This is a genomic window from Paenibacillus sp. 1_12 (assembly GCF_900114475.1).
Lineage (GTDB): Bacteria > Bacillota > Bacilli > Paenibacillales > NBRC-103111 > Paenibacillus_S.
In genome coordinates this window covers 313,306-325,640 of the sequence record NZ_FOTE01000001.1, presented here as the reverse complement: position 1 = coordinate 325,640, position 12,335 = coordinate 313,306, and the positions used below count along the sequence as shown (strand labels likewise).

General features: G+C 47.3%; 8 protein-coding genes and 1 pseudogene. 5 read left to right on the top strand and 4 right to left on the bottom strand.

Features of this window, described 5'->3' with window-relative positions:
* Positions 1–105 precede the first annotated feature (105 nt).
* Positions 106–2,070, bottom strand: a complete 1,965-nt coding sequence (locus BM210_RS01390; RefSeq protein WP_218184884.1) for a glycoside hydrolase family 127 protein — start codon at positions 2,068–2,070, stop codon at positions 106–108.
* Positions 2,071–2,395: 325 nt separating this feature from the next.
* On the opposite strand from BM210_RS01390, the gene BM210_RS01385 reads away from it, so the two are divergent.
* Entirely contained in the window at positions 2,396–2,647 is a 252-nt protein-coding gene (locus BM210_RS01385) for a hypothetical protein (protein ID WP_091163755.1), read from the top strand.
* Between the two features lie 76 nt (positions 2,648–2,723).
* Here the strand turns inward: BM210_RS01385 and BM210_RS01380 are convergent, their stop codons facing one another.
* The 3 genes from BM210_RS01380 to BM210_RS01370 all read right to left on the bottom strand — a co-directional run bounded on the left by BM210_RS01380 (position 2,724) and on the right by BM210_RS01370 (position 6,525).
* The gene (locus tag BM210_RS01380; RefSeq protein ID WP_091163753.1) at positions 2,724–3,758 is read right to left on the bottom strand and encodes an HD domain-containing protein; all 1,035 of its coding nucleotides are present in this window, start codon (positions 3,756–3,758) and stop codon (positions 2,724–2,726) included.
* A 232-nt stretch (positions 3,759–3,990) separates the two neighbouring features.
* Positions 3,991–5,193, bottom strand: coding sequence for a YheC/YheD family endospore coat-associated protein (locus BM210_RS01375; RefSeq protein ID WP_091163751.1), 1,203 nt, complete (start codon positions 5,191–5,193; stop codon positions 3,991–3,993).
* Between the two features lie 126 nt (positions 5,194–5,319).
* The gene (locus BM210_RS01370) at positions 5,320–6,525 is read right to left on the bottom strand and encodes an aspartate aminotransferase family protein (RefSeq protein ID WP_091163749.1); all 1,206 of its coding nucleotides are present in this window, start codon (positions 6,523–6,525) and stop codon (positions 5,320–5,322) included.
* 272 nt (positions 6,526–6,797) lie between these two features.
* Between BM210_RS01370 and BM210_RS01365 the strand changes: the two genes are divergently transcribed.
* The 4 genes and pseudogenes from BM210_RS01365 to BM210_RS01350 all read left to right on the top strand — a co-directional run.
* Positions 6,798–7,961, top strand: coding sequence for a glycosyltransferase family 4 protein (locus BM210_RS01365; RefSeq protein WP_091163748.1), 1,164 nt, complete (start codon positions 6,798–6,800; stop codon positions 7,959–7,961).
* A gap of 167 nt (positions 7,962–8,128) precedes the next feature.
* Positions 8,129–8,785 (top strand): chromate transporter, encoded by a 657-nt coding sequence (locus BM210_RS01360; RefSeq protein ID WP_091163746.1) that lies wholly within the window; start codon positions 8,129–8,131, stop codon positions 8,783–8,785.
* A gap of 30 nt (positions 8,786–8,815) precedes the next feature.
* The gene (locus tag BM210_RS01355) at positions 8,816–9,352 is read left to right on the top strand and encodes a chromate transporter (RefSeq protein ID WP_091163744.1); all 537 of its coding nucleotides are present in this window, start codon (positions 8,816–8,818) and stop codon (positions 9,350–9,352) included.
* Between the two features lie 281 nt (positions 9,353–9,633).
* Positions 9,634–12,335 (top strand): annotated as a pseudogene (locus BM210_RS01350) (hypothetical protein); the annotation flags it as partial.

The following is a 12,335-nucleotide window of genomic DNA, read 5'->3' as shown; positions in this document are numbered from 1 at the left end:
ATTAAACTCAAAAAAACAAATGTCGATTGCTGTAAGTGACAGCTATCGACGTTTGTTTGGATGTAAATCAAATATGCACTACGAGTTCTTTATTGGCGGTTTCAGTTATTTCTTCCCGATCCACACCAGCATTTCCCCAGGCGTACGGTTGCCCCATGCATAGTAGGGAACAGCGCGGAATGCAACAAGCTCTTTGGCTTCATCACTTGGTTTCACTTCGGTACGTCTGTACAATCGACCCTCCCAATGCTGAAGCGAGGAGCGGCTTGCTGTGCCTTCGAGTACGGTAATGCCGCTGAGTAAGGAAGCCTCATAGCAGGCTTGCGGCAATTCATTAAGAGACAAAGCTAAATCGCGCAAATTGGTGCTGTTATCGGTTTCCTCCAGGCAATAAATAATGGGGCCACGCTGCAGAGCAATACGGCCGGCATTGGCACGGACCTCGGGATGAGCTTCTACAGCTTCGACGGGCATCTGCAGGGCTAGCTCAATCAGGTCATCGGGCGACCAGGTTCGGGTGAGCTGTATGTATCCTTTATTCATTAGGGGGGCATAGTCTATGGATTGGCCATTAACCATTACTTGCGCTTCGCGGCACCAACCAGGCAGACGCAGGCTGATGGAAAACACGGCCTCTTGCTCGGGAGTGACTTGAATGGATACCGTTCCATCCCATGGATAGTTGGTTTGTTGCCGAAGCTCAACATGCTGGCTTCCGATATTCAAGCTGGCGTGGCTTTCACCGTATAAGTGAACGACAGCTTCGTCGTTACCTTCAGCGTACATATACTGCCCAAGCGAAGCGATCAACCGTGCGATATTAGGCGGGCAGCAGGCACAACCGAACCATTCCTGACGCTGCTCGGCAACTGCGGTTTTGTTGAATTTCAATGTATTGAATTGATGGGCGGCAGGCAGCACTTCCAGATGGTTGGCGTAAAAGAAGCGGCTTCCGTCCTGTGATACCCCGCTAATTGTACCGTTGTATAAGGCGCGCTCCAACTCATCCATATAGTGGCTGTCTCCACTCTGTAATGCCATCCGATGTGCCCAAAATATGAGCCCGATTGAAGCGCAGGTTTCGGCATAGGCCGTATCATTAGGCAGGTCATAATCATAAGTAAACCGTTCATGATGATCAATCGAGCCTATTCCTCCGGTGATGTACATCCGCTTTTCAACCATATGATCCCACAGCTGCTCACAAGCATCACGTAACGAAGCATCCTTCATTTCGGCAGCCAGATCTGCTACACCACTGTATAAATAAACCGCTCGAACAGAGTGGCCTTCGATAGTATGCTGTTCCCTGATAGGAAGATGAGCCTGGTAATAATCGTAGGGAACATAACCGTTTCGGGTAGGCTGCTTGCCTTTGTTTACGGCTTCCTGATCAAAGAAATGTGGCTGCTGACCGCGTTCCTCAACGAAAAATTGACACAGCTTTAAATAACGCTGCTCCCCGGTTGTCCGGTACAACTTAATCAGAGCAAGCTCGATTTCAGGATGACCGTCATAACCGCGGATCTGACCTACCTCAGGACCAAATACCGTATCAATATAGTCAACATATCGGCACATGACATTAAGCAGCAGCCGCTTGCCTGTAGCTTCGAAATAAGCAACCGCCGCCTCGATCAAATGTCCTGCGCAATATAGCTCATGCCCGTCCTTTAAATCCTTCCAACGATTGTGAGGCTCGACGATTGTATAAAAAATATTTAAATAGCCGTCCTTCTGCTGCGCAGAAGCGATCAAATCGATAGCGTCATCTACCTGACGTTCCAATTCGGCATCGGGGTGGGTGGTCAGACTATAGGCAGCAGCCTCAATCCATTTGGCGATATCCGAGTCCCAGAAACGATGAGGCTGGTTAACGTCACCTGGCTTCCAGTCCAGCTTCCAGGCGTCCAATCTGCCCGTTACTAGGCATTGTTCATATTGAATGGGTAAGGTGATCTTGCGGTTTGTTTCCTGTCGCTGCAGCCAGAAGCCTCCATCAATACAAACCCGCTTTAATGGAACAGGTGTAATTTTACGAATGTTAATAATTTCATTGGTTTTTGACAATTGGATATCACTCCTTGGTTAAATGAATGGATTTATAAATAAAGAACAGCAGTAATATCATTAGAATACCAATGGGGAGGCTCGCTGTCAGTGGACAATAAATCAGAATAGGTGGAAAAAACCGACTATGTAGTATGGGGGAGTTTCAGATGGATAGGCTTATTGCTTGCATGTAGGTTTACCCGTCATTTTTTAAGAATGAAATGGGTATGAATAATAGGTGAGGGGCTTAAGGATCTAGAGTAACAGCAGGATTTAGAAAGGAAATATCGAATAGAATACTGTTGGATATTTTCCGAGGTTTTAACATGAAGGGGAGACATAGATGAACAACAGCTTACTGGATAAATATTGTATCGATACGATTGGTTTCGCGGTTTCCAAAATTGGCGTTATTAAGAAGGTAACCAACCGCACGATTCATGTTGATTGGGGACACAAAGTGATGATTTATATAAACAAAGATTTCAGATGGATACCGCTGACCAAGGAAGAGCTCGAGAAGAAATATAAAAAGAACAAGTTTACCGAGGATATGCTGCGAAGAGCAGCTGCATTAGGTCTGGTTATTCAATAAAAGCATAAAAAGCACAGCAGACCCATATGGTGCCAACAAAATGACAGTCCGGAACTGAAAGAAAAGTTCTAGATTGTCATTTTGTTGATTTTTCATCTCCAAGGTCCCAGTAAACATAATAAGTACCCAGCAAAGCAGTCATTTTTTCGATTATATGAAATGAGGGTAAAGAGCTAGGGGTTGCCATGCTTCCTTTAATCATAGGCAGGGATAAATAAAGTTTTTTGAGCTCTGCAATAAAAGCGTTGCTGGGAGCAGCCTCAGGATCCCTTGTTACCATAATCTCATGAGGTCTATAAAATAAACGTTTCGTGTCTTTTGAAGTTAATTCACAATTCATGAGCACAGATTCCAGCCAAGCATCGGTCTGCAGGCAGATCGTCTCAGGGGTAACAACTTGATGATCAATAAGCTTGGCGACTAAAGATTTTAACATCGTATTGGGGCCAATATTAACCGATGAACAATGGAAATGCGCCTCAGAAATAATGAGCTGCAAAAGCAGCTCTGCCGTTTGGGGGTCTGTGGCTATGAAGCCTTCTTGGAGAGCTAGTGAGGATAACAGCGATTGTGTGGATACGCTAAGAACACCCGTTACTTGGCCGCTTCTAACCCAGCTATCCAAGTGATCCAGTTGGACTATATTAGCATGATTATTCAAAGGGCTCGGTATACGCCCATTAATAATGTCTAATATTTCTGTTGAACGTAAACCATATCGCGACAAAATTTCACTTACTTCGGGAGCACAAATTAAACTTTCCGTTTGTTTATGATGGTCGAAACCTGTTAGCTGTTCGAGAGTGTGGCTAAAAGGACTGTGGCCAATATCATGTAACAAGGCGGCAGCCCTCAATTCAAACCAATCTGGACATATGTAGGCTAACAATGAAAAAACACCTAGCGTATGTTGAAGACGGCTTGAATTGTGCTGCGTATTGATGTAGCTGCATCCACTGTGATGTATAAATTGAAGTCTACGGAGTGCCGATGAATGAAGGAGACAGGATTCAGCTTGCGTTAACCTCGTTTTTAATCCCCAGAGAGGCTCCCATAAGTCTCGGGTTCCAACTAACTGAGCAATATAAGGAACGTTTGGTATGGATTTCACCTTATCACCTCAAGTATGTTCATATCATTCAAACCATAAGTTATCGTTCACCTGTAGTTCTCTAAAATCGATAATCTGCTGCCTCCCTATAAATTCTGTATAATCGTTCAATTATCCTGCCCGATCCTCTAGCTCTAAATGACTGCACAGAAAAGGCAATAATAATCAGTTTGGAAAGACACGGAAATCAGTCGATGCATTCTAAAAACCGATTTCCGTGTCTTTATGTCCATTAAGGGAGAAATTTGCTAGTAGCTAATTTCCCGCCTACTACGAGGGCATCGAACGCATCCATACAACCTGCTGGTTGACCTGCCCTCTGCAGCTCTGCCTTGGCTTCAGCTGTGCGACAATCGAGTAAATATCGTGCATACGCCATAGGATTTTCGTAGGTTGCTTTCCATTCCTGCAGCATGCCTGCTTCACGAAAGCTGTACCGTTGATCCTTGCCATTGCATTCGATTAGCATCGGAAAACCTTCAACCGTAATGCCGACATCAAGTCCGAGATCGGCCATATGAGGCAGATGACTGCCTAAATGCTCAGCTATCTGCAGCGCAAACTGCTGAATGTCCTTGATTACATCCTTCGGCCGCAGGTGTGGATACTCTGCGATAAGAATGGGCTCCAGCCTGTAAACAGACCCACCTTGCGCGACATTGGTGAGAAAGCAGCGTTTGGATGCGACTTTGGCCACAATTCCCGCAACCTGCCATTGTCCCTCAGCTCCACGCTGCACGGAAACACGCAGATCAAAGGGTTGACCCTCGAATGTAGCAAGCGGTAAGCGCTGCTGTACGATATAGCGGACTCGCTGCAGTCTGTTTCGGAGCAGGAGTGGGAGCCGATTACCTTGAAATGTCAACGTGCGCCAGGCTTTATTGTGAATACTTACGGTTGCCGGATAGGTGAGCTTCCAGCCTCGATCCGTTTTTTCCAGCTTCATGACTCCACGCCCCACACTGCTTTTGTTCGGTTTAATAATCAAAGTAGGATACAGCTTCATCATCATGGAGATATGACTCAAGGTTGCTTCATAAGTGCTCGGGATGTGCGGACGCAGACTTGGCTCTTTCATTAATACATTTTGAATATACAGCTTTCCGTAACGGTTCCATTGATTAAACAGCAGTTTACCTTCCTTGATCCATGAGGTAATCTGTTTAAATTGCTTACGCCCCTTATAAATGGCACGATTGTGAATAACCTCTGGGACAGGTACACTCTTGCGAACAAATTGTCCGTTGTCCATTACATAAGCGCTAACGGTTGCTGCACCAGGCTCCATATCGTCTATCCGGAAAAAGCAGGGGGTAAATCCATACTTTACGCCTGCCTTCACATATAAGTGTACGGCTTCATACTTGGTTTTGCCTAAGGGGATGCTGCGATACATCTTATCATTGACGAGAATGCCCACACAGGGATTGGGCATGGTATCACTCCCTCCGTTGTTTTGAATTCCCCCTTAGTGTATGTGAACGCGGACAGACCCGTAATAGACAGGTGCTGTAGGAATAAAGTGGAATTTAACGAGCTCCTCTTTAATTGTGACCAGGAGCTAAAAAATGCTATCCATAGCACAACAAAGCAGATCAAACATAGAGTCGATATCTGTTTTGGACACGATTAAAGGTGGCATTAGACGGATTGTAAGCGGATTGGGAGCGTTAATCAGCAGGCCTACCTGCAAGCATGCAGCAACCAATTCCGGACCGACTGCTTCGGGAAGATCGAAGGCTAACAAAAGTCCCTTGCCACGGATGTGCTGCAGGTTGTATTGATCCGCGATTTGATGTAATCGTTCCAGGATGTAACAGCCCTGCTGTTCTGCGTTAAGAGGAAGCTCCAAGCGAATCAGCTCTTGGACGACGGCCTGCCCCACCGCCATAGCCAGTGGCTGTCCCGTGTAAGTTCCACCTTGGTCTCCGACATCAAAAATATTAAAGGCTTCTTTGGTCAGCATAGCTGAAAGTGGAAATCCGCCCCCAATGCCTTTACCCAGTGTCATCACATCCGCTTGAACCCCATAGTGCTCATAAGCAAACAGCTTGCCGGTTCGACCAAATCCGGTTTGGATTTCGTCAAAGATCAGCATGATGCCAGAGTCGTCACAGATTTTACGAAGCTCACGCACATATTCAACATCTGCCGCATGAACGCCGCCTTCTCCTTGAACAAGCTCCAGCATAATAGCGCATGTATAGGGATTGATTGCAGCTAGACAAGCATCGAGATCATTCAAGGGGACATGCTTGAAGCCTGGTATTTTGGGTGCGAACAGCGGCTCCCACAGCTTTTTGCCGGTTGCTGACATTGTAGCCAGCGTTCGTCCATGAAAACCGTTAACGGTCGTAATGATTTCAAATGCGCCGCCACGATGAATGGATCCATGTTTTCTGGCAAGCTTGATAGCACCTTCATTGGCCTCTGCGCCGCTGCTTGTAAAGAAGGCTCTGTCATAGCCGGATACATCGGTTAAAAGCTTGGCAAACTGGATCATCGGTTTGTTATAGAAGGAGGGGCTTGAATGAACCAGTGCAGCGGATTGCTTCGCAAGAGCTTCCTGGATGACGGTGGGGGAATGGCCTAAGCACGTTACCGCCCATCCTCCGACAAAATCTAGATACTGCTTGCCATCTGTATCCCATAAGTACATGCCTTCTCCGCGTTCCATCACAAGTTCTGGCCTTACAGCGGTTGTTAAAATCGATGTGTCTGCTGCTGCCAGTAAATGTGCAGTTTCTAATTCTGTTTGAATATCCATCCCAATCACTCCTTTTCAATAATGAATTATTATAAATAAAAATGAATAAATATACAACAGTAATTATTGATAATAAGAGTAATTATACAAGGATGTTGAAAAACGAAAGTGTTATTATACATTATTTCTGCATGTGAATGATCAGTTATACGTGATAACGGCGCTGCCGTGCCCGACATTTATGGCGATGAATACACTGGTGTTGTGGATAGTGGCAAAATGCTGTGAAAGCTGATTTTGCCTTAGGCAAAATCTTAAACAGGAGGTTTCCCATGAAGGTACCTGTCGTTGCGATCATTACACCCGGGTCATTCGTAGTGCCTTGTGCGACGAGCAGCTCGGTCGAGCTTGTGGTCGAGCAGGTAGCCCGTCGTATGACAACCGAGGTGTGTCCCATCATTTTTGGCAAACAAAGTCCGAATATGCCAAGCTCAGAGGTACTGGATGGAGTTCAATATATTAGGGTGCCAGCCCGTTCTCCGAGAGGCTATATATCGCAGGTTAGCCAAAGGCTCAAGGCGCTGCGTCCGGCCTTGCTGCAGGTGGAGAACCGCCCCCGGTTTGTCCGTTATTTACGTAAGCGGTATCCGCGGGCGATCATTTGTCTTGTTTTGCACTCTATTACTTACATTTCGACTCCTCATATTAGCCGTACGGAGCTGCAAAGCTGCCTGAGAGCAGCGGATTGTATTGTGGTCAATAGCTATTTTATGAAGGAACAGCTTTTACGAAGAGCGCCCGATATCCGCAGGAAAATAAAAGTAAATTATTTGGGTGTAGACACTGAACAATTTATTTCCCGCTGGACTGCAGAAGGAGCGGAGCGAAGGCTGGAAGCATTGGAGCAGCTTGGCTTAGGCGGTAAAAAGATCATTTTGTATGTCGGACGTTTACTCCGCATGAAGGGGGTTCATCATCTGCTGGAAGCTATGCCGGAGGTTGTGAAACGAGTGCCCAATGCAGTTGTGTTTGTAGTCGGCAGTGCTTTTTATAGTTCTCCAAGGACAACCCACTATGTCAGAGGGCTAAAGCGTATAGCAACCAGACTGAAGGCGCCCATCCGATTCATCCCCTACGTGCCGCACACAAGTATTGTCGATTGGTATCGACTGGCCGACGTGCTTGTGGTTCCCTCCGGCAAAAATGAAGCCTTTGGATTGGTGAACGTTGAGGCTATGGCCTCAGGTGTTCCAGTAGTGGCAACTCATGTAGGAGGAATGAAGGAAATCATTGAGCATGAACGAACCGGATTAAGTATTAATCCTGCACAATTGAAAAAGGAGCTGGCTCCTTCGATTATTAGACTATTGACGAACCCGGAGTGGAGTCAAGCTTTGGGCGAGGCCAGTGTGCTCAAGGTGCAGCAGCAATTCACATGGGAACGAACGGCAGCGAGATGGCTGAATTTTTATAGAGAGCAATTAAATGTGAAATGAAATAAAGTCCCTGTTCAATTCTGAGTATTCCCCTCTTCAAAGACGTATATTCGCTATATAACCGAACCTTTTAAATGCGGAAGAAACTTTTATAGATGAGTTTATTCCAAAAAGAAATTAAGTGTTGTATAATGAATATAGAAGCTTAAGACAGGGGATGCTGCGACATGACAAACAATGAGCAGAATAAGACAACTGTATTAGGGCAAATTTTTTGGTCCTTTTGCAAAATCAGTCCAATCTCTTTCGGCGGCGGCTATGCGATGATTCCGGCTATTGAGAAAGAAGTTGTTGAACAACGCAAGTGGATGGACGAGGATGAAATAAGTGGTGCCTTGTCGATTGCCGGATCGGCTCCAGGAGGGATTGGCGTTAATGCGGCTACGATTATCGGCTATCGGGTTGCTGGGCTGTGGGGTGCCATTGCTGCTATTATAGGGATCGGACTACCGACCTTTGTCATCATGATGGCGCTGGCAATTGGTTATACTTCCGTGGAGGACTCAGTGAAGGCTTCAGCTGCATTTGAAGGTATTCATTCAGCGGTTGTTGCATTTATTGCTGTGGCCGGCTGGCGAATGCTGAAGTCCGCGGTCCATGACAAATCGACATTGATTATCGTAGCTGGTGCTGTGGCCGGGCTGCTGTTCACCTCTATCCATCCCGCTTTGCTGCTGCTAATCGGAACGATTGCAGGTATCTGGATATTTAAAATGAAGGAAAAGCTTATTGAAGTGCCGAAAGAAACGAAGATAAGCGCAAGAACTGCTCCTGTACCCGGTCCCATCCAAGCTGGCCAATATATTTGGGGCGACGGTATTTAGTCGGATGTCAGAGGGAAGGGGGCGGCATTCATGCTGTGGACATTATTAGTTACTTTTTTCAAAATAGGGCTTGTCTCATTTGGCGGCGGCTATGCCATATTGAGTGTGATTGAACGCGAGGCGTTATCTCAGCAGTGGATGACCTCCGTAGATTTTGCCCAAGCTGTTACACTGGCCGGAATGGCGCCGGGTCCGATTGCAACGAACAGTGCTGTTCTGATTGGGTACAAGGTTGCCGGGATTCCAGGTGCGGGAGCGGCTACAATCGGGATGATTTTACCTTCATTTATTATTATTATCGCTTTGGCTGTGTTCTTTTTTAAGGTTGGCCGCGAGCGCTTACTGCAAATGATTTTTTATGGGTTGAAGCCGATGGTAGCCGCACTGATCGTATATGCAGCTTATCGTGTAGGTGTGAATGGGCAGCCGCTGCTTGGGATCAATGGACATACGCTGGCTGTAGTGCTGATTTTTATTTTTGCGATGATTGGAACGATGAAGTATCACCTGCACCCGCTTGTTGTATTGTCGGTTTCGGCGTTGATGGGAATTGCTTTTTTTATGTAAATCAACTACGGTCGGAGACACACAGTCGATGGACTCTTCGCGCACAATAGTAATTTGTACACCAAGGACGCCGCAAGGCGTTTTTCTTATTGAGAAAGCTTTTTTTGAGAAGCTTCTTTCTCTTTAAACAACCCATTACATAATCGAGCAGCAGAAGTCTCAAAGGTGCGCCTATTTTTTTCGTGTTGAATGACTTCCTTCTGGGTGAATGCATATGTTACAAATGACTACTATTTGCGGTGCCCAACAGGAAGCATTACCAACTCGGGAGGAAGTGCAAGATGAAGAAGGTAACTAGCCGTGGTTCGAGTAAGAGCAGACCGCTGCAGAAAAAGCAGAATGGAGCTTATATTAATGAATTGAAATGGTTGGACGATATTCAAGATTCAGAACGACTTAAAAAGCTTCGCAAACCAGAAAATGTAGATATTACGATCAGTCGTACTCCACTTGTCCAGCCTGTTAAACTAGCCGTCGAGGAACCTCCTTTAAAAGCGGAGAAATCGCGGATGGACCATGTACAGCCTTTGCTTCTTGCTCGTAAGGCCGTTGAAGGGGGAATTAATGGGGCAGTCATTTACACGGACGATTTGGCTGACGAAGCAGTAACCGCTGAGAAAATTGCGCGGAATGCGATTGAGGGCAGTAAGGTCAAGCGCGGAGCTATTGGAAACGATCAACTGGCTGACTATGCCGTGACGGCGGCTAAGCTTGGGGATCGCAGCGTGACACAGCAGAAGCTGGCAATTCGATCGGTGACAGAGGAGCATATTGCGTCTTTTGCGATCTCGGGTGACAAGATACAGGAAAGAGCTATTAGCGGCGAAAAGCTGCAGGATAACAGCATAACGTCAGAGAAGCTGGCGGACAAAACGATTGATGCGATGAAAATTGCCGAATATTCGATTCATACCAAACATTTGGCTGATGAAGCAATTACCGGTGAGCTCATTCAAAACCAGTCGATCACTTCAGAGAAAATCAAAAGCGGTACGATTCAAGCAACAAACCTAGCTAATTATATCGTAAATACTGCGAAGCTGGCAGATTTGTCAGTTACAACAGAGAAACTGCGTGACCATTCGATAACGGCAGGTAAAATCGCAGATGGCGAAGTTACGGCAGTGAAGCTGGGAAAGCAATCCGTGACCGAGGATAAGCTGGCCGCTTGGAGTATTAATTCTGATCATTTACAGTCAAAATCGGTATTGCATGAGCATTTGGCAAACGGTGTCGTGCATAGCGATTCTATTGGTGCCAAGCAGGTGACATCAATGCATATCCTTGGCGGTGCTGTGATGAGTGAGCACTTGAGCGATAGCTCAGTAACCTCCGAGAAGCTCGCGAAGCAATCGGTGAGCGGTATCCATTTAACGGATTTGGCGATAGAAAAAAGACATTTTCAGCCTAAGAGCGTGGAAGCCCAGCATTTGACGGATGGTGCGATTACTGCAGGCAAGCTTGCTCCACAAAGCGTAGGTACAGAGCATTTGGGTCCGGTATCCGTAAGTTCAGAAAAGCTGATGGAGCAAGCTGTCACCTCGACTAAACTGGCAAAGAAAGCCGTAACGGGCGAGCACCTGTCCGCTAATGCTGTAAGCAGTGGGCACATCGCTGAGAAAGCGATTCAGTCTCTCCATATCGGGCAGCTTGCCATAAGTAAAGACCATCTACAGGATCAGTCGGTTGTTACTGCGAAGCTGCAGGATAGATCCATTACCTCGGAAAAGATGGCAGCAGGATCGATTCAGCATCAGCATATTCAAGAGGGAGCCGTATTATCCGGACAGCTGGCTAATCATAGCATCACGACCTCAAAGCTATCGAGTGAATCCGTATCGACGGATAAGCTGACTAACTTATCGGTTACGACGGCTAAGCTAGCGCAATCGAGTGTGACGTCGGATAAACTTGGTCGAGATTCGGTATTGGGCGAGCATATTTCTGCTGGAGCCATTCAGTCCTCCCATCTATCAAAGGCTTCAGTAAAAGCAGTCCATTTGGCAACAGAAGCCATTACTCGGGAGAAGCTGTCTGACAAGAGTGTGACCTCGGAAAAGTTGGCGGACGGTGCCGTGACTACTGCACATTTGGGTGTGGCGTCGGTCAAGGCAGCGCAGCTTGCTGATGGTATTGTGCACACAGCGCACTTGAGTGCAGGTGCGGTGAAAAGCGATCAGCTTGCCGAAGGCGTGGTCGTGAGTCGTCACCTGGGAGCTGGCGCGGTTAGCGGACGTGAGCTGTCATGGGGTGCAGTAACTGGGGTTCATGTAGCTGAGAATGCTATTGGCACAACCCAACTGCAAAGTGAATCGGTGACAGGAGCTAAGCTGGCTCGAGATGCTGTAGAGGCGGTGCATTTGGCAGCTGGGGCAGTTGGCAGGGAACAGCTGGCTGATGGCGCTGTATCGAGTGTGCAACTGGCTGCTGGAGCAGTGAGCAGTCGGGAACTGGCAACCGGTATCATTGGCAGTATGCATCTTGCCGAGGAAGCAGTAGGTACGGTACAGCTGCAGGATCGAGCGGTAACGGGGACCAAGCTGGCGTCGGGTTCAGTGGAGTCGGTGCATTTGGCAGCTGGGGCGGTGAACGGTGAACGTTTGGCGGACAGCGCTGTAGCCAGTCGCCACCTGGTTGAAGGTACAGTTGGCGGACGCGAGCTAGCGCTTAGGTCCATTAGCGGCGAGCATGTAGCTCTGCAAGCGATCGGCTCTGCGCAATTGCAGGATCAGGCAGTGACGGGAACCAAGCTGGCGCCAGGAACAGTGGAAGCTGAACACCTGAGTACCGAAGCGGTGGGAAGCGAGCAGTTGGCTGATTGTGCGGTGACGAGCCGACATTTGGCGTTGGAATCGGTGCTGAACGAACACGTTGCGGAAAAAGCTATTGGCACAGCACAAATTCAGGATCGGGCAGTGACAGGAACCAAGCTGGCGCCAGGTACAGTGAAAGCTGATCATTTGAGTGCCAAAGCGGTGGGAAG

Bases quoted from the DNA above. Each gene is read 5' to 3' on its own strand.
- BM210_RS01370 (WP_091163749.1), bottom strand. From the start codon at position 6,525: ATGGATATTCAAACAGAATTAGAAACTGCACATTTACTGGCAGCAGCA.
- BM210_RS01385 (WP_091163755.1), top strand. From the start codon at position 2,396: ATGAACAACAGCTTACTGGATAAATATTGTATCGATACGATTGGTTTC.
- BM210_RS01360 (WP_091163746.1), top strand. From the start codon at position 8,129: ATGACAAACAATGAGCAGAATAAGACAACTGTATTAGGGCAAATTTTT.
- BM210_RS01375 (WP_091163751.1), bottom strand. From the start codon at position 5,193: ATGCCCAATCCCTGTGTGGGCATTCTCGTCAATGATAAGATGTATCGC.
- BM210_RS01355 (WP_091163744.1), top strand. From the start codon at position 8,816: ATGCTGTGGACATTATTAGTTACTTTTTTCAAAATAGGGCTTGTCTCA.
- BM210_RS01365 (WP_091163748.1), top strand. From the start codon at position 6,798: ATGAAGGTACCTGTCGTTGCGATCATTACACCCGGGTCATTCGTAGTG.